This is a genomic window from Pantoea sp. App145 (assembly GCF_047947045.1).
Classification (GTDB): domain Bacteria; phylum Pseudomonadota; class Gammaproteobacteria; order Enterobacterales; family Enterobacteriaceae; genus Pantoea.
Window position 1 is genome coordinate 2,056,699 of the sequence record NZ_CP133290.1, and the last position, 26,800, is coordinate 2,083,498.

The window sequence follows — 26,800 nt, forward strand, 5'->3', positions numbered from 1 at the left end:
ATGACTAAGTCTTTTCATATCGCAGTCATGCCGGGCGACGGAATCGGCCCGGAAGTGATGGCGCAGGCCATGAAAGTGCTGGACGCGATTCGCGCGCGTTTCGACATGCGTATCACCACTAGCGAATATGATGTGGGTGGTATCGCCATCGATCGTCACGGCGAACCCCTGCCACCGGCCTCCGTTAGCGGTGCCGAGCAAGCCGACGCCATCCTGTTTGGTTCGGTTGGCGGCCCGAAATGGGAACACCTGCCACCGGCACAGCAGCCGGAGCGCGGTGCGCTGCTGCCGCTGCGTAAGCACTTCAAACTGTTCAGTAACCTGCGTCCGGCTGCGCTGTATAAAGGCCTGGAAACATTTTGCCCACTGCGTAGCGACATCGCTGCACGTGGCTTCGACATCCTGTGCGTACGCGAACTGACTGGCGGCATCTACTTCGGTCAGCCGAAAGGCCGCGAAGGTAGCGGCCCGCATGAACGTGCGTTCGACACCGAGGTGTATCACCGTTTTGAGATCGAACGTATCGCCCGCATTGCCTTTGAATCTGCGCGCAAACGTCGTAACAAGGTGACGTCTGTCGATAAAGCCAACGTATTGCAGACCTCAGTGATGTGGCGCGAGATCGTCAACGAAGTGGCGAAGGATTACCCGGATGTGCAGCTGAGCCATATGTACATCGATAACGCCACCATGCAGCTGATTAAAGATCCCTCACAGTTTGACGTGCTGCTGTGTTCTAACCTGTTCGGCGACATTCTGTCGGATGAATGCGCGATGATTACCGGTTCCATGGGCATGCTGCCATCCGCCAGCCTGAACGAAGAGGGCTTCGGCCTGTACGAGCCAGCCGGTGGTTCCGCGCCGGATATCGCCGGTCAGAACATTGCCAACCCGGTTGCCCAAATCCTCTCGTTGTCCCTGCTGCTGCGTTATAGCCTGAATGCCGCTGAGGCTGCCGACAGCATTGAGCGTGCCATCAACCGCGCGCTGGAAGCGGGTTATCGCACCCGTGACCTGGCCGGTGACGGTCAATCCGTGAGCACCGATGAAATGGGCAGCATCATTGCCCGTTTCATTGCCGAGGAAAAATAAAAAAATGAAAAGCTTATACCAGAAGTTATTTGATGCACATGTCGTCCACGAAGCACCGAATGAAACACCGTTACTGTATATCGATCGTCATTTGATCCATGAAGTGACCTCACCGCAGGCCTTTGATGGCCTGCGCGCTCACGGTCGCAAAGTGCGTCAGCCGTCGAAGACGTTTGCCACCATGGACCACAACGTTTCTACCCAGACCAAAGACATCAACGCCTCTGGCGAGATGGCGCGTATTCAGATGCAGGAGCTGATCAAGAACTGTGCTGAATTCGGTATCCAGCTGTATGACCTGAACCACCCGTTCCAGGGCATCGTGCACGTAATCGGTCCTGAGCAGGGTATGACGCTGCCGGGTATGACAATTGTCTGCGGCGACTCCCACACCGCCACCCACGGAGCCTTTGGTTCACTGGCATTCGGTATCGGCACGTCCGAGGTGGAGCATGTATTTGCCACCCAGACCCTGAAGCAGGGCCGTGCCAAAACCATGAAGATTGAAGTGCTGGGCGAAGCTGCACCGGGCATCACCGCGAAAGATATCGTGCTGGCGATTATCGGTAAAACTGGCAGCGCTGGCGGTACCGGACATGTGGTGGAATTCTGTGGCCCGGCGATTGAAGCGCTGACCATGGAAGGCCGCATGACGCTGTGCAACATGGCGATTGAAATGGGTGCCAAAGCGGGCCTGGTTGCGCCGGATGACACCACCTTTAATTACCTGAAAGACAAACAGTTTGCACCGAAAGGCGAACAATGGGATCAGGCCGTCGCTTACTGGCGTACCCTGAAATCTGACAGCGACGCGAAATTCGACACCATCGTGACCCTGAACGCGGCCGATATCGCACCGCAGGTAACCTGGGGCACCAACCCGGGTCAGGTGATGGCGGTGGATCAGGCCATCCCGAATCCGGCTTCCTTCGCCGATCCGGTTGAGCGCGCCTCTGCCGAGAAAGCGCTGGCATATATGGATCTGCAGCCAGGCATCAAACTGACTGACGTTGCCATCGACAAAGTCTTTATCGGCTCCTGCACCAACTCACGTATTGAAGACCTGCGTGCCGCCGCCGCTATCGCCAAAGGACGCCATGTGGCGCCGGGTGTGGTGGCAATGGTGGTGCCGGGTTCTGGTCCGGTAAAAGCGCAGGCGGAAGCGGAAGGTCTGGATAAGATTTTCCTCGAAGCCGGTTTTGAATGGCGTCTGCCAGGCTGCTCGATGTGTCTGGCGATGAACAATGACCGTCTGAACCCAGGCGAGCGCTGTGCCTCAACCAGCAACCGTAACTTTGAAGGTCGTCAGGGCCGTGGTGGACGTACCCACCTGGTCAGCCCGGCGATGGCCGCTGCGGCGGCGGTCACTGGCCGTTTTGCCGATATTCGTGAACTGACTCAGGGAGCTTAAGCCATGGCGAAGAAATTTACCCAGCACACCGGGATTGTCGCACCGCTGGATGCGGCGAATGTCGATACCGATGCCATCATTCCGAAGCAGTTCCTGCAAAAAGTGACCCGTACCGGTTTTGGCGCGCACCTGTTCCACGACTGGCGCTTCGATGACGACGCCGGCACCGTGCCGACGGCCAGCTTCGTGCTGAACAAGCCTGAATATAAAGGCACCAGCATTTTGCTGGCGCGTGAGAACTTTGGCTGTGGCTCCTCACGTGAGCACGCGCCGTGGGCACTGACCGATTTCGGTTTTCAGGTGGTAATTGCGCCAAGCTTCGCGGACATCTTCTATGGCAACAGCTTTAACAACCAGCTGCTGCCGGTGAAGCTGAGCGATGAAGAAGTGGATGAGATGTTCAAACTGGTGGCAAGCCATCCGGGTGTCAGCTTTACCGTTGACCTGGAAGCCCAGACCGTGACTGCCGGTGACAAAAGCTATAGCTTTGAAATCGACAGTTTCCGCCGTCACTGCATGATCAATGGCCTCGATAGCATCGGCCTGACGCTGCAACACGAAGCGTCAATCGCCAGCTACGAGACCAACCAGCCTGCGTTTTTACGTTAAAAAAGTAACGGCGCGCAATAAATTGCGCCGCTACGGGCCAGTGCGTACCTGTAGCGGCGCGATTTATCGCGCGGTTTTATACATCCCGCACCCGGGAAGCCAGTCCCAGCGCCAGCACCGCCAGCCCCAACGCCAGCCAGTACACCGACTCATGCCCGAAGCGTTCGCTTAACGATCCCTGAATCACCCCCGCCACAATCATGCCGGTGGAGATCGAGGTGGTAAACATGGTGGTTGCCGCACCCGCGCGTCCTGGCATCAGATCCTGAAACCAGAGCATCCCAATCCCGGCGACAATGCCGATAAACGCCGCGTTGAACAGCTGCAACACCATCAGCGCCGTACGCGAGCGGAACAACCCCAGCCCGAGGTAAAACAGGATAGCAGCCACCAGCGCCACCAATACCAGACGGCGTTTACCAAACCGGCGCGCATAATGTCCGGCCAGCAACATAATCGGGATCTCCAGCCCTGCTGCCGTTCCCATCAGCAGACCCGCCAACTTTTCCGGCAGGCCGAGCGAGGAGCTGATATACAGCGGCATATCAATGATATACATCACGTTGCAGGTCCACATAATCACCGAAGCGATAAACAGCAGACGTACCTGGCTATCCTTCCACGGACTCAGTTGCGTCAGCACCTGCTCGGGGGAAGACGCGACGCGCGGCACCGATGGCAAGGTGCGCCAGATCAGCACGGTACTGAGCAAAAAAATCACCGCCGCCACGCTAAATAAGGTGATAAAGCCGTAATTCAGCGCCAGGGCGAAGGATAAAGGCGGCCCGATGACCCACGCCAGCGACAGCTGCGCCCGCATCACCGAGCTGAACATCACAACTTCGCGCGCCGAATGGTCCGCATACTCACGCGCCAGCGCAAAAATCTGCGGCACCGCCACGCTGGCCAGCGCCGACAACAACACGCCCAGCGTAATCAACGTCAGATAATGACGACTGAAGGCAAACAACACTGAATTAGCGACCGCCATCAGGCAGCAGAACAGGATCAGTTTGCGGCGGTCGCCATGGCTATCGGATCGTTTCGCCACCAGCAGGCTGATGACAATGCCCGCAATCGCATTGACAGTAAAAAACAGCCCGACCCAGAACGGGCGTACCTGCACTTCACGCGTCAGAAACAGACTTAGCGTGGGTGCCTGTAACGCACCGGCCACGCCCGTCATAAAGGAGACGGCCATAAAAGCCAGATAAACCGGGTTGAGGCGACGTTGACGCGTTAACAGCGATTTCATGGTGAAATCCCTTTGCGGAAGAAAAGCAGAGAACCAAAAAAGAGGGTAGAAGATTCCACAGCAAAACGAAAAAAGCCAGCAGAGAAAACACTGCTGGCGGTGAAATTGCACCCTACTCAGAAAAGGTTCCACGTCGGCGGAACCACTGTCAGAGCGCCATTCATGACTGAATGCCTCCCGCTCTTCCAATGAGGTCTACTATGCCTCTAATATAGGGCAGAAAAAACTGAGCGATTATGCGCTGGAGTTCCCCTTTTATGTCCTCTTCACGACTGCAACAGCAATTTATCCGCCTGTGGCAAAGCTGCCAGGGCCAGGATCAGGAAACCACCCTGAGCGAGCTGGCGGAGCTGCTGCACTGCTCGCGCCGCCATATGCGTAACCTGCTGAATGCCATGCAGGATGCAGGCTGGCTCATCTGGCAGGCGGAAGCGGGCCGCGGTAAACGCTCCACGCTGAGCTTCTGCTACACCGGGCTGGCGTTACAGCAGCAGCGTGCGGAGGATTTGCTGGAGCAGGATCGTATCGACCAGTTAGTGCAGCTGGTGGGTGACAAAAACCAGGTTCGTCAGATGATTGCCGCGCATCTGGGCCGCAGCTTTCGTCAGGGCAAACATATTCTGCGCGTGCTTTACTATCGCCCGTTGCCGAATTTGCTGCCGGGTTCACCGCTGCGGCGTTCGGAAACCCATCTGGCACGACAGATTTTCAGCGGTCTGACACGCATAAATGAGGAAAAGGGGGAAATCGAACCGGATATCGCCCATCACTGGCAACAAACCTCACTGCTGCACTGGCGCTTCTTCCTGCGTCCGGCCATTCGCTTTCATCATGGCCGTGAACTGGAGATGGAAGACGTCATCAGCTCGCTGGAGCGTCTGCGCAGTCAGCCACTGTTCTCCCATATCGCACAACTGCACTCCCCGGCCCCCTGGACGCTGGATATTCAGCTGACTCAGCCCGACAACTGGCTACCGTGGCTGCTTGGCAGCGTCAGCGCGATGATCCTGCCGCGTGAATGGCAGACCCTGCGAGGTTTCGCGCGCCAGCCGATCGGCACCGGTCCCTACAGCGTGGTGCGCAACCAACAAAGTCAGCTGAAAATCGCCGCCTTTGACGACTACTTCGGTTATCGCGCGTTAATTGATGATGTCTCCATCTGGGTACTGCCGGAGATCAGTGATGAGCTGGTGTATGCCGGGGTGAAGTTACAAGGCGAAACCGCTGATGAGAAATCGGAAGAGAGTCGTCTGGAAGAAGGCTGCTATTTTCTGCTGTATGACCGGCGTTCGGAACAAGGCCGGGATGCGCATTTCCGCCGCTGGGTCAGCTACCTGCTCAATCCTATCGCCCTGCTGAATAATGCGGGTATCGGTTATCAGCGCTACTGGTTCCCGGCTTATGGTTTATTACCGCGCTGGCATCATCGCCGCGATCTGACGGCGGTCAGCAAGCCGGACAACCTGAAGCAGCTCACCATCAGCTGGTATAGCCACCATGTGGAACACGAAGGTATCGCCAATGCCCTACGCCCACTGCTGGCGCAACAGGGTGTGGAGCTGATTACCCGTGAGCTGAGCTACGAAGCATGGTTTAACGGCGAAGGCGAGAGCGACATCTGGCTCGGCAGCGTCAACTTCACCCTGCCGCTCGACTACTCGCTGTTCGCTCAGCTGTACGAATTGCCGCTGATGCAGCAGTGTATCCCGATTGACTGGGAAAATGCCGCCACCCACTGGCGCGAAAAAACGCTGCCGCTCGCAGAATGGAGTAAGCAACTGGTGGATAGTGACTATTTGCACCCGTTGTTTCACCACTGGTTGTTGCTGGAAGGGCAGCGCAGTATGCGTGGCGTACGCATGAATACGCTCGGCTGGTTTGACTTCAAATCCGCCTGGTTTGCCCCGCCGGAACTGTGATCCTTTCGCCCTGACCTGGAAATGTCTAGAATGTGCCGTTCTCAACGGGGTGCCCTGCATTACAGGGGCTGAGAGAGACCCGTCGAACCTGATCCGGTTAATACCGGCGTAGGGATTTGAGATGCCTCACCGCTCAGATCCTTTGCGACTCAACCTTATCTTCTCCTCAAGGAGCGCAAAGTGTTAAACAAAGTTCTGCCTGTGCTGTTGCTGGTTTCTGCCCCGGTGCTGGCTGCCAAACCGGTACTTACCGTCTACACCTACGATTCATTCTCTGCTGACTGGGGCCCAGGCCCAGCGGTGAAAAAAGCCTTTGAAGCCCAGTGCGGCTGCGAGCTGAAATACGTGGCGCTGGAAGATGGCGTCTCGCTGCTTAACCGCGTGCGGATGGAAGGTAAAAACAGCAAAGCGGATATCGTGCTGGGGCTGGATAACAACCTGGTGCAGGCCGCAGAAAAAACCGGGCTGTTTGCCAAAAGCCAGGTAGATACCCACGCGCTCCAGCTGCCAGGTGGCTGGCATAACGATACCTTTATCCCGTTCGACTACGGTTACTTCGCCTTCGTCTACGATAAAAACAAACTGAAAAACCCACCGAAAAGCCTGAAGGAACTGGTCGAAAGCCCGGAAAAATGGCGCGTTATCTATGAAGATCCGCGCACCAGCACCCCAGGCCTCGGCCTGCTGCTGTGGATGCAGAAAGTCTATGGCGACAAAGCGCCGGATGCCTGGCAGAAGCTGGCGCAGAAAACCGTCACCGTCACCAAAGGCTGGAGTGAAGCCTATGGGTTGTTCCTGAAGGGTGAAGGCGATCTGGTGCTGAGTTACACCACCTCCCCGGCTTATCACATCATTGAAGAGAAGAAAGAAAATTACGCCGCTGCGCCGTTTAGCGAAGGCCATTATTTGCAGGTTGAAGTGGCGGCGCAGCTGGCCAGCAGCAAACAACCGCAGCTGGCGCAGGAATTCATGCAGTTTATGGTATCCCCGGCCTTCCAGCAGACCATCCCGACCGGCAACTGGATGTATCCGGTGATCAAGAGCGATCTGCCTGCCGGTTATCAAACACTCAACGTGCCGCAAACGGCGCTGCAATATAGCCCGGCGGAAGTTGCCGACCACAGCAAAGCGTGGATCAGTGCATGGCAACGCGCCGTCAGCCGTTAATCCCCGGCTGGCTGTTGCCCGGCAGTTTCACTGCGCTGCTGCTGTGTGCTGTGGCGCTGCTGGCATTTGGCGCGCTGCTGATGTCAGCGCCCATCGGCGACTGGCGCGCCCTGCTCAGCGATGACTATCTGCATCATGTGCTGGCTTTCTCCTTCTGGCAGGCGCTGCTGTCAGCGCTGTTTTCGGTCCTTCCGGCCATCCCACTGGCGCGCGCCCTTTATCGGCGGCGCTTTCCTGGTCGTGAACTGTTGCTGCGCCTGTGCGCCATGACGCTGGTACTGCCGGTGTTGGTGGCAGTGTTTGGCCTGCTGAGCGTCTATGGCCGCAGCGGCTGGCTGGCACAACTGTGCGCAGCGCTGGGGATCCCCTGGCATTTCTCGCCCTATGGCTTGCAAGGCATTCTGCTGGCGCACGTGTTCTTCAATCTGCCGCTGGCGACGCGTATGTTGTTACAGGCGCTGGAAAGTATTCCCGGCGAACAACGCCAGCTGGCGGCGCAACTCGGTCTGCGCGGCTGGAATCTGTTTCGTCTGCTGGAGTGGCCGTGGCTGCGGCGGCAAATTTTCCCCACTGCCGCCCTGATTTTTATGCTGTGCTTTGCCAGTTTTGCCACCGTGCTGGCGCTGGGCGGCGGCCCACAGGCGACCACGCTGGAGCTGGCGATTTATCAGGCGCTGAATTTTGACTACGACCCCGGACGCGCGGCGCTGCTGGCACTGCTTCAGCTCGGTTGCTGCCTGCTGCTGGTGTTGCTGAGTCAGCGTTTCAGCAAAGCGATTCCCGCAGGTCATCAGCAAATACGCGGCTGGCGCGATCCCGCTGATAGCTGGCGCGCCCGTATCAGCGACAGCCTGTTAATTGGTATGGCCCTGCTGCTATTGCTCCCCCCGCTGCTGGCGGTGGTGGCTGATGGTCTGCGCGGCGGCGTGACCGGAGCGATGCAGCAACCGGCCTTATGGCAGGCCACCTTTACTTCATTGCGTATTGCCATCGGTGCTGGCGTGTTGTGCGTCATCCTGACAGTGATGCTGTTGTGGAGCAGCCGTGAGCTGCGTCTGCGCCACAAAATCGTGGCGGCACAGGCGATGGAACTCAGCGGCATGCTGATTCTGGCAATGCCAGGCATCGTGCTGGCCAGCGGCTTTTTCCTGCTCTTCAACGCCACCGTTGGCCTGCCGCAATCCGCCGATGGGTTGGTGATCTTCACCAATGCGCTGATCGCCATTCCCTATGCCATGAAAGTGCTGGAGAACCCGATGCGCGATCTCAGCGCACGTTACCATCAGCTATGCGCCTCGCTCGGGGTGCAGGGGCTGAACCGGCTGCGTCTGATTGAACTCCGTGCGCTGAAACGCCCACTGGCACAGGCGCTGGCATTTGCCTGCGTGCTGTCGATTGGTGATTTTGGCGTAGTGGCATTATTTGGCAGCGCGGATTTCCGTACGCTGCCGTTCTATCTGTACCAGCAAATTGGTGCCTATCGTGGCGCAGATGGCGCGGTGACCGCCCTGTTGCTGCTGGTGCTGTGCCTGCTTCTGTTTACCCTGATGGAAAAATTACCGGGTCGTCATGCTGACACTGAATAACCTCACTTACCTCTACCAGCATCTGCCGATGCGCTTTCAGTTCAGCGCAAAACCGGGCGAGCGGCTGGCGATTCTCGGCCCGAGCGGAGCCGGGAAAAGCACCCTGCTCAGTCTGATTGGCGGGTTTCTGCCTGTCAGCAGCGGCACCCTGCTGCTGAAAGATGAGGATCATACCCATAGCGTGCCTGCCGCGCGTCCGGTATCAATGCTGTTTCAGGAAAACAACCTGTTTCCGCATCTGACCGTGCGGCAAAATCTGGGCCTGGGCCTGCATCCCGGTCTGAAGCTCAGCCACGACCAGCAGCAGCAGCTGAACGACATCGCCTTACAAACCGGGCTCAGCGAGATGCTCGACCGCCTGCCAGGACAACTTTCTGGCGGCCAGCGGCAACGCGTGGCGCTGGCACGCTGCCTGCTGCGTAATCAGCCGATTCTGTTGCTGGACGAACCCTTCTCGGCACTCGATCCGGCACTGCGCAATGAGATGCTGCAACTGGTACGTAGCGTGTGTGAAGCACGCAATATCACGTTGCTGATGGTGTCGCACAGCCTGGAAGATGCGCAGCAAATAGCGCCGCGCAGCCTGGTGGTGGTCGATGGACGGGTGTACTGGGATGGCAACACCGCTGACCTGCTTAACGGCAGTAGTCCAGCGGCGGCCATCCTCGGAGTGGCAACGCGTTAGAAGAATACCTTCCACAGCAGATGGCGGAAGACAGGCATCATCGGATGGAACTGAATCGCGACAAACGCCGCCAGCCCGATCAGCGCGGCTAACGGAGCCAGCCAGCGCAGACGCGCCGCAGGCAGATATGCCGTTGCCCAGTCGACCGATTTACCGCTACGCCACCAGCGCCAGCACAGCCAGAACCCCAGCCATACCAGCAGTGCCACCAGCAACAATAGCCAGGTAAAGTGGCCACCTTGCGCCGCTTTGGGCACATCAATCGCCACCCCCGCCAGAATGCCTGGCATCAGGTAGGCTGGCGGCCACAGGATGCAACCGATGATATTGGGTGGCAGAAACTTGCGTACCGGTAGCTCCAGCATCCCCGCTGCCAGCGGGATCAGCGGACGCGTCGGCCCGACAAAACGGCCCACCAGGATGGTAAACATGCTGTGCTGATGCAGCGCATGCTCAGTTTTATCCAGCAGCCCACGGTATTTTTGCAGATATTTCCAACGATGCAGCGGTCCCTGAAATCTCCAGCCAATGCCGTAGGACACCCAGTCACCAATCAGGCATCCGACCAGACCGGCGGCCCAGGCGGGATAAAGACCAATCTGGCCGCTGCCCACCAGTGCTCCGAGACTCGCCATTAAAACCGTGCCCGGCAGTAGCAATCCCACGAAGGCCAGTGACTCCAGAAAGGTCACCAGCGCCACAGCAAACAGTGCCCATTCCAGAGATTGCGTAAAGAGATGTTGTACCCAGGCTTCCATAAATTTCCTCTGCGGAATATGAAGGCTGGATTGTCCAGAGCCAGCGCCACAGCGTCAAGGCAAGATTTGTACATCAATGTTGACGTTATGCTGACAGTTTAAGCAAGCAACAGACACTGTATAAACATCCATGATACACTTAAGGGGTATTCACACCTGGAGTTACCGTGACCGATCCACGCGCAGGATTTCTGCTTACCCGACACTGGCGAGACACCCCCACAGGCAGCGAAGTGGTGCTATGGCTGGCGACCGACCAGGGCGCACAGCGCGTGGTTCTGCCTGCTCAGGAGTCGGTGGCTTTTGTCCCGAGCGAGTTTCAACCCCGGATTGAAGCGCTGCTGCGTGATGAGCGCCATACCCGCCTGCAATCCCTGACGCTGAAAGATTTCCGCCGCCGCCCGGTGCTGGGCCTCTATTGCCGCAGCTACCGCCAGTTGCAAAACCTGGAAAAACGCCTGCGGGAAAACGGCATCCCGGTCTATGAAGCGGATATTCGCCCGCCGGAGCGCTACCTGATGGAGCGCTTTATCACCGCGCCGGTGTGGTTCAGCGGCGATGTACGTGGCGACAGTGTGGTGAATACGCGTCTTAAACCCCATCCCGACTACCGCCCGCAGCTTTCCTGGGTGTCGCTGGATATTGAAACCACCGAGCACGGCGAGCTGTATTGCATCGGGTTAGAGGGGTGTGGTCAGCGTCAGGTGTTTATGCTCGGCCCGCCGAACGGCGATGCCAGCGCGCTTGATTTCGAACTGATTTATGTCGAGAGCCGCCCGAAGCTGCTGGAGCAGCTGAATGCCTGGTTTGCCCGCCATGAACCGGATGTGATCATTGGCTGGAACCTGGTGCAGTTCGATCTGCGCGTGCTGCAAAAACATGCCGATCGCTACGGTATCCCGTTACGCCTGGGCCGCCAGCAACAAGCGCTGGAGTGGCGCGAACACGGTTTCAAACCCGGCGTCTTCTTCGCCCAGGCCACCGGTCGCCTGATTGTTGATGGTATTGAGGCGTTAAAATCTGCCTTCTGGGATTTCCCCTCCTTCAGCCTCGAAGCGGTGTCGCGTGAATTACTGGGCGAAGGCAAAGCCATCGACAATCCGTGGCAGCGCATGGAGGAGATCAACTGGCGCTTCGCTCATGATAAACCCGCGCTGGCACGCTATAACCTGAAAGATTGCGAGCTGGTAACGCGCATTTTCCAGCATACCGCCATCATGCCGTTTCTGCTGGAACGCGCCACCGTTAACGGACTGGCGGTGGATCGCCACGGCGGCTCGGTGGCCGCTTTTGGCCATCTATACATTCCGCGGATGCATCGCGCCGGATTCGTTGCGCCTAATCTCGGTGAAGTCACCCCCGAAGCCAGCCCCGGCGGTTATGTGATGGACTCGCGCCCAGGGCTGTACGATTCGGTGCTGGTGCTGGATTACAAAAGCCTCTACCCGTCAATTATCCGTACCTTCCTGATCGATCCGGTCGGGCTGGTGGAAGGACTGGCACACCCGGATGATGCCGACTCGGTGCCCGGCTTTCGCGGCGCACGTTTTTCCCGTCAAACCCACTGCCTGCCAGCCATTGTTGAACAGATCTGGCAGGGCCGCGAGCAGGCCAAGCTTCAGCACAATAAGCCGCTGTCGCAGGCGCTGAAAATTATCATGAACGCTTTTTACGGTGTGCTGGGCACCAGCGCCTGCCGCTTTTTCGATCCGCGCCTCGCGTCATCGATCACCCTGCGCGGCCACGCTATTATGCAGCAAACGCGCGAGCTGATTGAGGCCGAGGGCTACGACGTAATTTATGGCGATACCGATTCCACCTTTGTCTGGCTGAAAGGTGCGCACAGCGAGGAACAAGCGGCGGCGATTGGCCGTCAGCTGGCCGATCATGTCAATGGCTGGTGGAAGAACCATTTGCAGCAGACCTACGCTCTCGACAGCGCGCTGGAGCTGGAGTACGAAAACCATTTCAGCCGTTTCCTAATGCCCACCATTCGGGGCGCCGAACAGGGCAGCAAAAAACGCTATGCCGGATTGATTCGCTCTGCAGGAACGGAACGGCTGGTGTTTAAGGGGCTGGAATCGGTGCGGACCGACTGGACCCCGCTGGCACAGCAGTTTCAGCAAACGCTGTATGGCCGCATTTTTCGTGGTGAACCCTGGCAGGATTATATTCGCGATACCGTGGCACAGTTGCTGGCAGGTGAACTTGATGATTTGCTGGTCTATAAAAAACGCCTGCGCCGCCCGCTAAAAGATTATGAACGTAACGTGCCACCGCATGTGCGTGCCGCCCGGCAGGCCGATGAGGTTAATCGCAAGTTAGGACGTCCGTTGCAGTATCAAAATGGCGGCTCCATCCGCTATGTCATCGCCACCGCAGGCCCGGAGCCACTGGAAGCGCGCAGCACACCACTCGACTATGATCACTATGTGTCAAAGCAGCTACAACCGGTGGCTGAAGGCATTTTACCCTTCGTCGGCGATGATTTTGCTACACTGATTACCGGGCAGTTGGGGCTTTTTTGACAGGTGACGAAATCCCTGTCATCCAGTACCATAGCGCCCTTCCTGAATCTCACCGCATCGATACCTTCCCAAACCCATCTTGTTTGGCGGGAGTGCTTTGCCTGAGAGCGGGTGCACATCTTCATGACATGACAGAGAGTCGAGCAAAAAATATATGGTTTTTACACTGGGTCAACGCTGGATAAGTGATACGGAAAGTGAACTGGGACTGGGCACGGTAGTTGCGCTGGATACGCGCATGATCACCCTGATGTTTCCGGCAACCGGCGAAAACCGCCTGTATGCCCGTAACGATTCTCCCGTTACCCGCGTTATCTTCAATCCGGGTGATACCGTCACCAGCCACGAAGGCTGGCAGATGCGCGTTGACGAAGTTCGCAACGAAAACGATTTAATCACCTACATCGGCACACGCCTCGATACCGAAGAAGCTAACGTGGTGATGCGCGAGGTGATGCTCGACAGCAAACTGGTGTTCAGCAAACCGCAGGACCGTCTGTTCGCCGGTCAGCTGGACCGTATGGACCGCTTTGCGCTGCGCTTCCGCGCCCGTAAATATCAGAGTGAGCAGTACAACCTGCCCACCAGCGGCCTGCGCGGCATGCGTACTAACCTGATCCCGCATCAGCTGCACATTGCGCACGATGTCGGCCGTCGCCACGCCCCTCGCGTACTGCTGGCCGACGAAGTAGGCCTCGGTAAAACCATCGAAGCCGGGATGATCATCCAGCAACAACTGCTGGCAGGCCGGGCAGAGCGCGTGCTGATTGTGGTGCCGGAAACCCTGCAACATCAGTGGCTGGTGGAAATGTTGCGTCGCTTCAATCTGCGCTTTGCGCTGTTTGATGACGGCCGCTACACCGAAGCCCAGCATGACAGCGATAACCCGTTCGATACCGAACAACTGATCATCTGCTCCCTCGATTTTGTGCGCCGTAACAAGCAGCGTCTGGAACAGTTGGCCGATGCCGCCTGGGATTTGCTGGTGGTGGATGAAGCGCACCATCTGGTTTGGAGCGAAGATGCACCAAGCCGCGAATATCAGGTGATTGAACAACTGGCGGAACAAACCCCGGGCGTATTGCTGCTGACTGCCACGCCGGAGCAGCTCGGCCTGGAAAGTCACTTTGCCCGTCTGCGCCTGCTCGATCCCAATCGCTTCCACGATTTCAGCCAGTTTGTCGCTGAGCAGCAGCACTACCGTCCGGTGGCGGATGCGGTCAGCACGCTGCTGGCCGACAAATCCATCTCCAAAGATGAGATGAACCTGATTAACGATCTGGTCGGTGAGCAGGATATCGAACCGTTGTTGCAGGTGGCGAACAGCGACCGCGATGGCAAAGAAGATGCACGTAAAGAACTGATCTCGATGTTGATGGACCGCCACGGCACCAGCCGCGTGCTGTTCCGCAACACCCGTAACGGCGTGAAAGGCTTCCCGAAACGCGAACTGCACCAGATTCGCCTGCCGCTGCCCGCACAGTACCAGACGGCGATTAAAGTCTCCGGCATTATGGGGGCACGCAAAAGCGCCGAAGAACGCGCACGTGACATGCTCTACCCCGAGCAGATTTATCAGGAGTTTGAAGGTGACAGCGGCACCTGGTGGAACTTCGATCCGCGCGTTGAGTGGCTGATGGGCTACCTCACCAGCAACCGTAAAGAGAAAGTGCTGGTGATTTGCGCCAAAGCCGCCACCGCCCTGCAACTTGAGCAGGTATTGCGTGAGCGCGAAGGCATCCGTGCAGCGGTATTCCATGAAGGTCTGTCGATCATTGAACGCGACCGTGCCGCGGCCTGGTTTGCCTCCGAAGAAGATGGCGCACAGGTGCTGCTGTGCTCGGAAATCGGTTCTGAAGGCCGCAACTTCCAGTTTGCCAGCCGTCTGGTGATGTTTGACCTGCCGTTCAACCCGGACCTGCTGGAGCAGCGTATAGGCCGTCTCGACCGTATCGGCCAGGCGCACGATATCCAGATTCTGGTGCCGTGGCTGGAAAAAACCGCCCAGGCGGTGCTGCTGCGCTGGTATCACGAAGGTCTGGACGCGTTTGAGCACACCTGCCCTACCGGCCGCACCATTTACGACAGCGTTTACAATCAACTGATTGAATACCTGGCGGCACCGGAAAATCCACAGGGGCTGGATGAATTTATCACTGAGTGTCGCAAGCAGCATGACCAGCTGAAAATCCAGCTGGAACAGGGACGCGACCGTCTGCTGGAGCAAAACTCCAACGGGGGAGATGCCGCCCAGGCGCTGGCCGACGCCATTGCCGAGCAGGACAACGATACCGGTCTGGTCAATTTTGCCCTCAACCTGTTCGATATCGTTGGCATCAATCAGGAGGATCGTAGCGATAACCTGATCGTGCTGACGCCGTCCGATCATATGCTGGTGCCGGATTTCCCAGGCCTGCCGGAAGATGGCTGCACCGTCACCTTCAACCGCAACCAGGCACTGTCGCGCGAAGATACCCAGTTCATTACCTGGGAGCACCCGCTGATCCGCAACGGGCTGGATTTGATTCTTTCCGGCGATACCGGCAGCTGTGCGCTGTCGTTGCTGAAAAACAAAGCGTTGCCGGTCGGCACCCTACTGGTTGAGATGATCTACGTCGTGGAAGCCCAGGCACCGAAACATCTGCAACTGACCCGCTTCCTGCCGCCAACGCCGGTTCGTCTGCTAATGGATCGCAGCGGCAACAATCTGGCGACGAAGGTGGAGTTCGAAAGCTTTAACCGCCAGTTGAACGCGGTGAATCGTCATACCGGCAGCAAGCTGGTTAATGCCGTCCAGCAGGATGTGCATCAGATTCTGACGCTGGCCGAAAGCGCCGTAATACCGGAAGCCCAGGCGGTGATCGCCGCAGCCAAAGTGGAAGCCGATGAGAAGCTGAGTGCGGAGCTGTCACGTCTCGAAGCGCTGCGCGCCGTCAACCCCAACATCCGTGATGATGAGGTTGACGCGCTGGAAAGCAACCGTCGTCAGGTGCTGGCAAGCCTCGGTGAAGCAGGCTGGCGTCTTGATGCGTTACGTCTGATTGTGGTGACGCACCAATAACTGAACGGGGCCGTCAGGCCCCTTACGGAACTGCTGATGGAACCTTATAACCCACCGCTCGAACCCTGGCTGCATATCCTGTATCAGGACGACCACATTATGGTGGTCAACAAGCCGAGTGGTTTGCTGTCGGTGCCGGGCCGCCTCGATGAGCACAAAGACAGCGTGATGACGCGCATCCAGCGCGATTATCCACAGGCTGAATCGGTGCATCGTCTGGACATGGCCACCAGCGGCGTGATCGTGGTGGCACTGAACAAAGCTGCGGAACGTGAGCTGAAGCGCCAGTTCCGCGAACGCGAACCCGCCAAACAATATGTCGCGCGCGTCTGGGGCCACCCGGCACAGGAGAAAGGGTTAATCGATCTGCCGCTGATTTGTGACTGGCCGAACCGGCCAAAGCAAAAGGTGTGTTTCGAGACGGGAAAACCGGCGCAGACGGAATATCAGGTATTGGCGTATGACGCGGATAACAGCGCGCGCGTGGCGCTGAAGCCCATCACCGGACGCTCGCACCAGCTGCGCGTGCATCTGCTGGCGCTGGGGCATCCGATTCTCGGTGACCGCTTCTATGCGCCACCGGAAGCGCTGGCAATGGCTCCGCGCCTGCTGCTGCATGCTGAGTCGCTCACCATTACCCATCCGGCGTTTGGTAACAGCATGACGTTTCGCCAGCCAGCTGACTTCTGACCGTTGTCGTAGCGGCGCGATTTATCGCGCCGCTACAGTCGAAAAGGGATTTATTTAAATCCCTTTTCCTTACGAATCAGATCGTAAGCCGCCTGAATTTCCTGCGCTTTCTGCTTTGCCATCTCCATCATCTCCGGCGGCAGCCCTTTCGCCACCAGTTTATCCGGATGATGTTCCGACATCAGCTTACGGTAAGCACGTTTAATGGTGGTGCTGTCGTCACTGCTTTTCACACCCAGCACGCTACAGGCATCTTCCAGCGTCGGACCCCGTTTGGCCTGCTGGAATCCCCCACCACTGTAAGAAGAACCGCCACCGCCAAATTGCTGGCCGCCTTCCATCATGCGCAGGAACTGGTCAAACTGCATCCGCGAAATGCCCAGCTCCTCAGCGATAACGTACAACACCTGCCGCTCATTCGGATGCAGCGAACCATCGGCAAACGCCGCCTGAATCTGAATTTCCAGAAACATCCGAATCAGATCAAAACGACCAAAACAGGCACTGCGCAGTTCACGCAATTTATTGCGTAACGGATAGTCACCCTGTTTCCCTTCGCGGAAAGCTCGCTGTGCGGCGGTACGCGCATCGCCATGCAGTTGCATCCGGTCCATCAGCAAGGAAGCAATCTGAATATCCGCTTCGGTGACACGCCCTTTTGACTTGGTCAAATGGCCCATCACCTGAAAAGTGGTGCTAAAAAACAGTGTCTGGCGGGTCTGGTTGTTGGCGAAATAGCCTTGCCCTTTAACGCTGCGCACTTTATCAAACATATGGCCAATGATGAGACCCAGTACGATGCCCCAAAAGCCCAGCCCGGATAGCAAGCCCAAAGCCAGACCAATTACTTTTCCCCAGTAGCGCATAAACTCCTCAATTCGCCATGCTTGCGGCTGAAAATTGCATTATCATACCTGTCATTTATCTCAGCGCCTAACGGCAACGCGGACAGACAAGGATTAACACTGGCGCAACGCCGGGCAGTAAGTTAGTCTCTGACCGGATTGTCGGCATGATGCCAGTTTTCATGGAATTATCGAAACCGCGTATGAAAAAACGTATACCTACCGTGCTGGCTACCATGATTGGTGCAGCGTTATACAGTCAGTATTCACTGGCCGACGACTTAATGTCGCAGTGTATGCTGGGCGTGCCGAGCTTTAACCGCCCGTTGGTGGAGAGTAAAGACACGAACTCGCTGCCCGTCACGATTCATTCTGACACCTCTAAAGGGAACTATCCCAACGACGCGGTGTTCACCGGCAATGTCGATGTACAGCAGGGTAACAGCCGCCTGAATGCCGACGAAGTTCAGCTGCATCAGCGCCAGCAGGATGGGGAAACGACGCCGGTGCGTACTGTTGATGCGTTGGGTAATGTGCACTACGACGACAATCAGGTCATCCTGAAAGGTCCGAAAGCCTGGTCAAATCTGAACACCAAAGACACCAACGTCTGGAACGGCACCTATCAAATGGTGGGTCGTCAGGGGCGTGGTGATGCTGACCAGATGAAACTGCGCGGCGACAATCGTTATACCATCCTCGAAAACGGCAGCTTTACCTCGTGCCTGCCTGGCTCCAATAGCTGGAGCGTGGTCGGTTCTGAAGTGATTCAGGACCGCCAGGAAGAAGTGGCGGAGATCTGGAACGCGCGCTTCAAACTGGGCAATGTGCCGGTGTTCTACAGCCCATATATGCAGCTGCCGATTGGCGATCGTCGTCGTTCCGGTTTCCTGATCCCTAACGCAAAATACAGCAGCACTAATGGCTTCGAGTTCATGCTGCCGTATTACTGGAACATTGCGCCGCAGGCGGATGCCACCATTACGCCGCACTACATGAGTAAGCGCGGCATGCAGTTGCAGAACGAATTCCGTTATCTGAGCGACTTCGGTGGCGGTTTGATGGAATTCGATTATCTGCCATCAGACAAACAGTACGATAACGATAAAGCGGTGCGCGGCATTTCGCAGGATGCCAGCTCCGATCGCTGGCTGTTCTACTGGCGTCACGCGGGTGTTTACGATCAACACTGGCGCTTCAACGCCGACTACACCAAAGTCAGCGATCCTTACTACTTCACCGATCTCACGTCGAAGTACTACAGCTCCACTGATGGCTATGCGACGCAGAAATTCAGCGTAGGCTATGCGGATACTAACTGGGACGCAACACTTTCTACCAAAGACTTCCAGGTCTTTGGCAGCACCAGTACCAGCAACGTTTACCGCGCGATGCCGCAGCTCGATCTGAATTTCTATCAGAACGATATCGGGCCGTTTGATGGACGTATTTATGCGCAGGCGGTGAAATTCACCAACGTCAATAGCCGGATGCCAGAAGCGACGCGTCTGCATATCGAACCGACGCTGGATCTGCCGTTGTCGAATGGCTGGGCCAGTCTGGATACCGAAGCCAAATTCCTCGCCACGCATTACCAGCAGGACGGCCTCGATTATTACAACAGCGCATCATACGATCGCACCGCCAGCGGTTTGCTGAAAGATTCCGTCAACCGCACGCTGCCACAGTTTAAAGTGGACGGGCGTTTGGTGTTTGACCGCGATATGGACTGGGCTGAGGGCTACACCCAGACGCTGGAACCGCGCGTACAGTACCTCTATATTCCGTACCGTGACCAGAGCAGTATCTACCCGTATGACTCAACGCTGCTGCAAACCGACTACACCGGTCTGTTCCGCGATCGCACCTACAGTGGCCTCGATCGCATCGCTTCAGCCAATCAGGTGGCAACCGGTGTCACCACCCGAATTTATGATAACGATCTGGTTGAACGTTTTAACGTTTCTGTAGGTCAAATCTACTCGTTTACCCCATCGCGGACTGGTGTTAACCAGACCAGTGATGAAGATGACACCGGCAGCCTGATCTGGGCCGGTGACACTTACTGGAAAGTAAGCGATCGCTGGGCCGTGCGTGGCGGGCTGCAATACGATACCCGCCTTGATAACGTAGCGCAGGGCAATGCGGTGCTGGAGTATCGTCAGGACGCCGACCGTATGGTGCAGCTGAGCTACCGCTACAGCAGCCCGGAATACGTGGCGCAGGCGCTGAATGATTCAAGTCTGCTGACTAACCCGATCTATAAAAACGGGATATCCCAGGTGGGTGCTACTGCCAGCTGGCCGATTGCTGATGCCTGGTCGCTGGTGGGTGCGTATTACTACGACACCCGCAACAGCAAACCGGCTGATCAGTTGCTGGGCCTGCAGTATAGCTCCTGCTGCTACGCGATCCGTCTTGGCTACGAGCGCAAAATCAACGGTTGGGAAAACAACGAAAGTAAGTATGACAACCAAATCTCATTCAACATTGAGCTACGTGGCCTTAGCTCCGACTATGGCTTAGGCACCCATCAAATGCTGCGTCAGGGCATTATCCCTTACCAGCAGGGTTTCTGATGTTGTGATGTTTGACAGGCTATCCCGCAGTGCGGAAACAACAATGGATAAAGTATGAAGAACTGGAGAATGCTGATTCTTGGTGTGGCGGTTGTCGCTAACACCGCGTTCGCAGCCCCGCAAATGGTAGACAAAGTTGCCGCCGTGGTGAATAACGGCGTGGTGCTGGAGAGTGATGTTGATAGTATGCTGCGCACAGTGAAAGCACAGGCACAGCAGGCCCATCAGCAACTGCCGGATGACAACACCCTGCGTCATCAGATCCTTGAACGCCAGATCATGGATAGCATCATTCTGCAAATGGGTGAAAAAGCGGGCCTGCAGATCAGCGATCAGCAGCTGGATGAAGCGATCCAGAACATCGCCGCGCAGAACCATATGACCCTTGATCAACTGCGCAGCCGCATCGCCTACGACGGTATTAACTACAACGAGTACCGTGCGCAGATCCGTAAAGAGATGATGATCTCTGAAGTACGTAACAATGAAGTCCGTCGTCGCGTCACCATTCTGCCGCAGGAAGTGGATACGCTGGCGAAGCAGGTGGGTTCACAGAACACCCAGGGTACTGAGTTGAACGTGAGCCAGATCCTGCTGCCGCTGCCGGAAAACCCCACGCAGAAACAGGTTGATGATCAGGAAGCACTGGCTCATCAGCTGGTGGGTGAACTGAAAAAAGGCGCTGACTTCGGCAAGCTGGCGGTGACCTATTCTGCTGATCCGCAGGCGCTGAAAGGCGGCAATATGGGTTGGGCCAAAATTGAAGAGCTGCCGACCCTGTTCTCTCAGGCACTGGCAACCGCGAAGAAAGGTGATGTGGTCGGTCCTATCCGCTCAGGCGTTGGCTTCCATATCCTGAAAGTGAACGATCTGCGCGGTGAGAGCAAAAACATCTCCGTCACCGAGGTGCATGCGCGTCATATCCTGCTGAAACCGTCACCGATCCTGACTGACGACCAGGCACGCGCTAAGCTGGAAGAGATCGCCGCTGATATTCGCAGCGGTAAGACCACTTTCGCAGCGGCAGCCAAACAATATTCGGACGACCCGGGTTCAGCGAACCAGGGTGGCGATCTGGGCTGGACCTCTCCGGAAGCGTTTGATCCGGCATTCCGCGATGCGTTAATGCGTCTGCAGAAAGGCCAGACCAGCCAGCCGGTTCACTCGTCGTTTGGCTGGCACCTGATTCAGCTGCTGGATACCCGTCAGGTTGATAAAACTGACGCCGCGCAGAAAGAACGTGCCTATCGTATGCTGTTTAACCGTAAATTCACGGAAGAAGCGCAAACCTGGATGCAGGAACAGCGCGCCAGTGCTTACGTGAAGATTCTGGATAACAATGGTCAGTAATTATCGTGTGGTGATCACTCCCGGCGAGCCTGCCGGGATTGGTCCTGATTTAACCGTGCAACTGGCCCAGCGTGACTGGCCAGTTGAACTGGTGGTGTGTGCCGACGGCGAGCTGTTGCGTCGCCGCGCGGCACAGCTGGGTTTACCGCTGACGCTGCGCGATTACCAGCCCGGTGTCGCGCCCCAGCCGCAGCAGGCCGGTTCGCTGACGCTGTTACAGGTCGATACCGCCCAGCCTGTCACCCCCGGTGAGTTGACGGTCGCCAACAGCCACTACGTGCTGGAAACCCTGGCGCGCGCCTGTGACGGTTGTCTGAATGGCGAATTTGCCGCCCTGATTACCGGTCCGGTGCACAAAGGTGTGATCAACGATGCCGGTATCCCCTTTACCGGGCATACCGAGTTTTTTGCCGATCGCGCTGGCGGTGATCGCGTGGTGATGATGCTGGCGACCGAAGAGCTTCGGGTAGCGCTGGCGACCACCCATTTGCCGCTCAAAGATGTCTCGGCAGCCATCACCCGTGACAGCCTGCATGAAGTGATCACCATTTTGCATCGCGATATGCAGCAGAAATTCGGTCTGCCGAATCCGCATATTTTCGTCTGCGGCCTGAATCCGCACGCGGGCGAAGGCGGCCATATGGGCCGCGAAGAGATCGATACCCTCATTCCGGCGCTGGACGAATTACGCCAGCAAGGCATCCAGTTGACCGGCCCGCTCCCCGCTGACACCCTGTTCCAGCCCAAATATCTGCAACATGCGGATGCGGTACTGGCGATGTATCACGATCAGGGCCTGCCAGTGCTAAAATTTCAGGGGTTTGGCCGTGCGGTGAATATCACGCTGGGCCTGCCCTTTATCCGTACCTCCGTTGACCACGGTACCGCGCTGGAACTGGCCGGACTGGGCCAGGCGGAACCGGGCAGCTTTATTACGGCGCTTAACCTCGCCATCACTATGATCAAGAGCAGTAATGAATAATCGCGTCCATCAGGGGCATTACGCCCGTAAACGTTTCGGGCAAAACTTCCTGAACGATCAGTACATTATCGACAGCATCGTCTCCGCCATTCATCCGCAAAAAGGTGAAGCCCTGGTGGAGATAGGCCCTGGCCTTGGCGCATTGACTGAGCCGGTGGGCGAGCGTCTGGATGCACTGACCGTGGTGGAACTGGACCGCGACCTTGCCGCACGTTTGCAAACGCATCCGTTCCTCGGTCCTAAACTGACCATCTTCCAGCAGGATGCGATGACCTTTGATTTCTCTGCGCTGGCGCAGGAGAAAGGCCAGCCGTTGCGTGTTTTTGGCAACCTGCCGTACAACATTTCCACCCCGCTGATGTTCCACCTTTTCAGCTATACTGGTTCGATTAAAGACATGCACTTCATGCTGCAGAAAGAAGTGGTCAATCGTCTGGTGGCCGGACCGGGCAGCAAAGCCTATGGTCGACTCAGCGTGATGGCGCAGTATTATTGTCAGGTGATTCCGGTGCTGGAAGTGCCGCCACAATCTTTCACACCACCGCCCAAAGTGGACTCTGCGGTGGTACGCCTGGTGCCTTTTACCCAGCCGCAACATCCGGTCAGTGATGTGCGTCTGCTCAGCCGCATTACGACTGAAGCCTTTGGTCAGCGCCGTAAAACGCTGCGCAATAGCCTGAGTCACCTGTTTACTGCGGGTGCGCTGGATGCACTGAATATTGATGCGACCCTGCGTGCAGAAAACGTCTCGGTGGCGCAGTATTGTCAACTGGCCAACTGGCTTGGCAATCATCAGGCAGCAACCCCGGAGAACTGAGTGCATGAGTGAACTGGCCCGCGTCTGTATCCAGGTACAAAGCCTGTATGTGGAGTCGCAATCGTCACCTGACGAGGAGCGCTACGTGTTTGCCTACACCATCACCATCCGCAATCTGGGACGCAACAGCGTCCAGCTGCGCGGCCGATACTGGTTGATCACCAACGGTAATGGCCGTCAGACGGAAGTTCAGGGCGAAGGTGTGGTTGGCGAGCAGCCTCATATCGCCCCGGGCAACGAATTTCAATATACCAGCGGCGCGATCCTTGAAACGCCGATGGGCACCATGCAAGGCCACTACGTGATGATCGACGAGGAAGGTGAAGAGTTCTTTGTCGAGATCCCGGTATTCCGGCTTGCGGTACAAACCCACATCCACTAATCCTTCTCCGCCCGGTCCATCCGGGCGGCGCGTTTTAACCGGACTGACGTAATGAGTACATACCTGATTGGCGATATTCACGGCTGTTACGACGAGCTTCGTGCCCTTTTGGCACAGGTTGATTTCGATCCGCAACAGGATACCCTGTGGCTGACCGGTGACCTGGTGGCCCGCGGCCCCGGCTCTCTCGACGTACTGCGCTATGTGAAATCGCTGGGGGATTGCGTGCGGCTGGTGCTGGGCAACCACGACCTGCATCTGCTGGCGGTGTTCGCCGGTATCAGCCGCAATAAACCAAAAGATCGCCTGACTCCCCTGCTGGAAGCTGATGATGCCGATGAGTTGATCAACTGGCTGCGTCGCCAGCCATTGTTGCAGGTGGATGAAGAGAAAAAGCTGGTGATGGCACATGCGGGTATCACGCCGCAGTGGGATCTGGCGACGGCAAAAATGTGCGCGCGCGAAGTTGAAGCGGTGCTCTCCAGCGACAGTTATCCGCTGTTCCTCGACGCCATGTATGGCGATATGCCGAATAACTGGACGCCAGAACTGAGTGGGCTGTCGCGCCTGCGTTTCAGCACCAACGCGCTGACGCGTATGCGTTTCTGCTTCCCGAATGGCCAGCTGGATATGATCTGCAAAGATACGCCGGAATCTGCCCCACCCCCGCTCAAGCCCTGGTTTAAGATCCCAAGTCCGGTAGCACAGGATTACACCGTGGTGTTTGGTCACTGGGCATCGCTGGAAGGCAAAGGTACACCGGAAGGGATTATCGGTCTTGATACCGGCTGCTGCTGGGGTGGCACGCTAACGTTGTTGCACTGGGAAACGCAGCAATATTACGTCCAGCACTCCAACCGCGAACAGGCGATGGCGCAGAGCGCAACCCATCCGCATCCGTAGCGGCGCGATTTATCGCGCGTCTTGTGTAATCCGCGCGATAAACCGACCTGCCGTTAATTAACGGCGGCGTTCCAGAATTTCGAAGCAGTAACTGTGTGAGTTCTGGGCGTCGGCATCATGGAATTCACTGAAGGTTGACTGCCATTCATCCGGTTCGTAGTCCGGGAATTGCGTGTCGCCTTCCACTTCAGCGTCAATGTGGGTGAGATAGAGACGATCGGCGCGCGGCAGCATCTGCTCATAAATACGCCCACCACCAATCACCATCACCTCTTCAGCATCACCCGCGGCATTGACCGCATCTTCCAGTGACGTCACCCAGGTCACGCCATCATGGGTGCCCGGCTGGCTGCTGACCACAATATTCAGACGTCCCGGTAACGGACGGCCAATAGATTCAAAAGTCAGACGCCCCATAATCACGGGCTTATTCAGGGTGTTACGTTTGAACCAGGCCAAATCAGCCGCCAGGTTCCAGGGCATGGCATTTTCCATACCGATGATGCGATCCGCTGCCAGTGCCGCGATCAGACTAATCATGTTAAAAGACCTACAGGAAAAAAATTGGCGCCATCATACGTAAAGGCGAAACTTTCGTCGATAGGGTGAAGTCGCTATTTACGTAAAGCTCCTTTGCCACCGCATTTTTGTTATTGGACAGAGTTTTACACCGCTTTTCTCACCATTTTCCGAAAGAGGCGCCATAAATGGGTGGTGAAACGGCACAAGGCAGCGTGAAAAGACGATCTGGCGTGTACAGGCGTGTAAAGAAATGCGCACTGCGTGCGACAATTGAAAACGGCTCCCGCGGGAGCCGTTTTAACAGGGTTAGAAATCGTAGCGCAGACGCACCAGATTCATGTTACCCAGTGATTTGTCAGTGCTGGAAGTGATCACATATTCATAGTCAACACGGAAGCCGTAGTCGAGCTGGAACGAGACACCTACACCATTGTCGATACGCTGGTAGTCACGGTCATTAACGTATTGCAGACGGTCACCCATAAAGTACGGCTGAATGGATTTGACCGCATACTGACCAATCGGGAATTTATAACCCGCAAAGTATTCCACGCCCCATGCATCACCGGCGAAGTAGTTATGAACCGTTGATTTATGTGTGGTCAGGAAGTTCTGATAGTAACCAACGCCAGCAGACAGCGTCCAGTTGTCCGGTGTCCAGCTCAGCGCCGTACCGTAGATGTTCTGGTTGTAATTTTTGTCATCACCCGTTGAAGTGTTACGCATTTCAGCACGCGTGTAGTTCCACGCAGTACCCCAGGTCAGGTCTTTGGTGATGTGGTAATCCGCACCCAGCGAGCCGCCGCCTTTACGTTTGTAACGCAGGTAGTTGCCACGCAACAGATCATCGTCACTGAACAGGTATGATGCATAAACATCAACCTTGCCAAAGGTGTTTTTGTATTTCAGCTGTTTACGCGCACGGTAGGAGCCGTCGTAGTCACCGTTGACACCATTACCCGGTGCCTGGGCCAGCATATCGTAGTCCCAGATATCGGTTTTCACACCGACCACATCATAGTAGACGCTGTTCTGCTGACCGAAAGTCAGCTGACCCCAGGTGGCACTCTTGAAGCCGGTATACAGTTGACGGCGGGTGGTGTTGTTCGCACCGTCGGCATAGTGATTATCCCAGCCCCACCACGCCGGGAAGTTAACGCCCAGCTCGTAGTAACCTACCCAACTTACATCATCAAACAGGTAGTAATTGGCGGTGAAACGGAAACGGGAACCGCCGTCATAGCCATTACGCTTGTAAGATTGGTCGCTTACGCCGGCTTGATGCTGGAACTGCGGACGAATACTGCCGCCGACCTGGAAGGTAAGACGGCTAAGCGGATCGTTAGCCTGCGGATCCGCCTTCAGAAGAGTAACTTCAGCCTGGCTGGCGAGTGGCGCCGCTGCGACCAGCGCAGCAATGGCGGTGAGAGTGAAAGCACGCATTTTCATTTTTTATATCGATCCCAGTTAAGCTCGAAAAGATGAGCGACTGGAATACTAAGGCTAGCGGTATCGCTTTCTATTTATAAATTCGTGCTAATAAATGTGTAGGCAATATAAAGAGCATCAGGCGCTAAAAATTCTTAAAATCATAATATTGTCATAAACTAATGTTATGCACCGATTAACAATAGCGAAAAAAACGGCCCCTTTCGGAGC

Annotated in this window: 21 protein-coding genes and 1 riboswitch; of the genes, 16 read left to right on the forward strand and 5 right to left on the reverse strand. The window is 56.5% G+C overall.

Annotated elements, in window-relative coordinates; translation table 11 throughout:
• From leuB to leuD, 3 genes are read left to right on the forward strand one after another with little or no spacing between them, the layout of a single operon-like run.
• Window positions 1–1,092, forward strand: coding sequence for a 3-isopropylmalate dehydrogenase (leuB, locus tag RCF31_RS09480; protein WP_416413144.1), 1,092 nt, complete (start codon window positions 1–3; stop codon window positions 1,090–1,092).
• A gap of 4 nt (window positions 1,093–1,096) precedes the next feature.
• Window positions 1,097–2,503 (forward strand): 3-isopropylmalate dehydratase large subunit, encoded by a 1,407-nt coding sequence (gene leuC, locus RCF31_RS09485; protein WP_299457466.1) that lies wholly within the window; start codon window positions 1,097–1,099, stop codon window positions 2,501–2,503.
• 3 nt (window positions 2,504–2,506) lie between these two features.
• The gene (gene leuD / locus RCF31_RS09490) at window positions 2,507–3,112 is read left to right on the forward strand and encodes a 3-isopropylmalate dehydratase small subunit (protein WP_299457468.1); all 606 of its coding nucleotides are present in this window, start codon (window positions 2,507–2,509) and stop codon (window positions 3,110–3,112) included.
• 76 nt (window positions 3,113–3,188) lie between these two features.
• On the opposite strand, the gene RCF31_RS09495 is transcribed toward leuD, so the two are convergent.
• Window positions 3,189–4,367 (reverse strand): MFS transporter, encoded by a 1,179-nt coding sequence (locus tag RCF31_RS09495; protein ID WP_416413145.1) that lies wholly within the window; start codon window positions 4,365–4,367, stop codon window positions 3,189–3,191.
• 257 nt (window positions 4,368–4,624) lie between these two features.
• Between RCF31_RS09495 and sgrR the strand changes: the two genes are divergently transcribed.
• The 4 genes from sgrR to thiQ all read left to right on the forward strand — a co-directional run bounded on the left by sgrR (window position 4,625) and on the right by thiQ (window position 9,724).
• Window positions 4,625–6,286, forward strand: a complete 1,662-nt coding sequence (gene sgrR, locus RCF31_RS09500) for an HTH-type transcriptional regulator SgrR (protein ID WP_299457472.1) — start codon at window positions 4,625–4,627, stop codon at window positions 6,284–6,286.
• A 35-nt stretch (window positions 6,287–6,321) separates the two neighbouring features.
• Window positions 6,322–6,419, forward strand: a riboswitch (TPP riboswitch).
• 47 nt (window positions 6,420–6,466) lie between these two features.
• Window positions 6,467–7,453: a thiamine ABC transporter substrate binding subunit gene (gene thiB / locus RCF31_RS09505; RefSeq protein WP_313684957.1), complete on the forward strand. Its 987-nt coding sequence runs from the start codon at window positions 6,467–6,469 to the stop codon at window positions 7,451–7,453.
• Window positions 7,429–9,039, forward strand: coding sequence for a thiamine/thiamine pyrophosphate ABC transporter permease ThiP (gene thiP / locus RCF31_RS09510; protein WP_416413147.1), 1,611 nt, complete (start codon window positions 7,429–7,431; stop codon window positions 9,037–9,039). The genes thiB and thiP overlap by 25 nt, the downstream gene beginning before the upstream one ends.
• Window positions 9,023–9,724 (forward strand): thiamine ABC transporter ATP-binding protein ThiQ, encoded by a 702-nt coding sequence (gene thiQ / locus RCF31_RS09515; RefSeq protein WP_416413148.1) that lies wholly within the window; start codon window positions 9,023–9,025, stop codon window positions 9,722–9,724. Before thiP ends, thiQ begins: the two co-directional genes overlap by 17 nt.
• On the opposite strand, the gene RCF31_RS09520 is transcribed toward thiQ, so the two are convergent.
• Entirely contained in the window at window positions 9,721–10,482 is a 762-nt protein-coding gene (locus RCF31_RS09520; RefSeq protein ID WP_299457483.1) for a DedA family protein, read from the reverse strand. The two genes, thiQ and RCF31_RS09520, sit on opposite strands and share 4 nt — an antisense overlap.
• Before the next feature lie 167 nt (window positions 10,483–10,649).
• Between RCF31_RS09520 and polB the strand changes: the two genes are divergently transcribed.
• The 3 genes from polB (at window position 10,650) to rluA (ending at window position 16,761) form a co-directional block, all read left to right on the forward strand.
• Window positions 10,650–13,010: a DNA polymerase II gene (gene polB, locus RCF31_RS09525; RefSeq protein WP_416413149.1), complete on the forward strand. Its 2,361-nt coding sequence runs from the start codon at window positions 10,650–10,652 to the stop codon at window positions 13,008–13,010.
• A gap of 154 nt (window positions 13,011–13,164) precedes the next feature.
• Window positions 13,165–16,071 (forward strand): RNA polymerase-associated protein RapA, encoded by a 2,907-nt coding sequence (rapA, locus tag RCF31_RS09530; RefSeq protein ID WP_416413150.1) that lies wholly within the window; start codon window positions 13,165–13,167, stop codon window positions 16,069–16,071.
• 30 nt (window positions 16,072–16,101) lie between these two features.
• Entirely contained in the window at window positions 16,102–16,761 is a 660-nt protein-coding gene (gene rluA / locus RCF31_RS09535; RefSeq protein ID WP_084872614.1) for a bifunctional tRNA pseudouridine(32) synthase/23S rRNA pseudouridine(746) synthase RluA, read from the forward strand.
• 50 nt (window positions 16,762–16,811) lie between these two features.
• On the opposite strand, the gene djlA is transcribed toward rluA, so the two are convergent.
• On the reverse strand, window positions 16,812–17,627 hold the full coding sequence (gene djlA / locus RCF31_RS09540; protein WP_084872607.1) for a co-chaperone DjlA: 816 nt from the start codon (window positions 17,625–17,627) through the stop codon (window positions 16,812–16,814).
• Window positions 17,628–17,809: 182 nt separating this feature from the next.
• Between djlA and lptD the strand changes: the two genes are divergently transcribed.
• From lptD to apaH, 6 genes are read left to right on the forward strand one after another with little or no spacing between them, the layout of a single operon-like run.
• Window positions 17,810–20,185 (forward strand): LPS assembly protein LptD, encoded by a 2,376-nt coding sequence (lptD, locus tag RCF31_RS09545; RefSeq protein ID WP_416413151.1) that lies wholly within the window; start codon window positions 17,810–17,812, stop codon window positions 20,183–20,185.
• Between the two features lie 54 nt (window positions 20,186–20,239).
• Complete coding sequence (gene surA / locus RCF31_RS09550; protein WP_299457494.1) at window positions 20,240–21,535, forward strand: peptidylprolyl isomerase SurA; 1,296 nt, start codon at window positions 20,240–20,242, stop codon at window positions 21,533–21,535.
• Window positions 21,525–22,517 carry a 4-hydroxythreonine-4-phosphate dehydrogenase PdxA gene (gene pdxA / locus RCF31_RS09555; protein ID WP_299457497.1) on the forward strand — a complete coding sequence of 331 codons (993 nt, stop codon included), beginning with the start codon at window positions 21,525–21,527 and terminating at the stop codon, window positions 22,515–22,517. Before surA ends, pdxA begins: the two co-directional genes overlap by 11 nt.
• Window positions 22,510–23,334 (forward strand): 16S rRNA (adenine(1518)-N(6)/adenine(1519)-N(6))-dimethyltransferase RsmA, encoded by an 825-nt coding sequence (gene rsmA, locus RCF31_RS09560; RefSeq protein WP_084872600.1) that lies wholly within the window; start codon window positions 22,510–22,512, stop codon window positions 23,332–23,334. Before pdxA ends, rsmA begins: the two co-directional genes overlap by 8 nt.
• A 4-nt stretch (window positions 23,335–23,338) precedes the next feature.
• A complete protein-coding gene (gene apaG / locus RCF31_RS09565; RefSeq protein WP_084872598.1) occupies window positions 23,339–23,716 on the forward strand; it encodes a Co2+/Mg2+ efflux protein ApaG in 378 nt (125 codons plus the stop codon).
• A gap of 51 nt (window positions 23,717–23,767) precedes the next feature.
• Entirely contained in the window at window positions 23,768–24,619 is an 852-nt protein-coding gene (gene apaH, locus RCF31_RS09570) for a bis(5'-nucleosyl)-tetraphosphatase (symmetrical) ApaH (protein WP_299457501.1), read from the forward strand.
• A 57-nt stretch (window positions 24,620–24,676) separates the two neighbouring features.
• On the opposite strand, the gene folA is transcribed toward apaH, so the two are convergent.
• Both folA and RCF31_RS09580 read right to left on the reverse strand, forming a co-directional pair.
• Window positions 24,677–25,159 (reverse strand): type 3 dihydrofolate reductase, encoded by a 483-nt coding sequence (folA, locus tag RCF31_RS09575; RefSeq protein WP_299457502.1) that lies wholly within the window; start codon window positions 25,157–25,159, stop codon window positions 24,677–24,679.
• Window positions 25,160–25,447: 288 nt separating this feature from the next.
• Window positions 25,448–26,590 (reverse strand): porin, encoded by a 1,143-nt coding sequence (locus RCF31_RS09580; protein ID WP_416413152.1) that lies wholly within the window; start codon window positions 26,588–26,590, stop codon window positions 25,448–25,450.
• Window positions 26,591–26,800 lie beyond the last annotated feature (210 nt).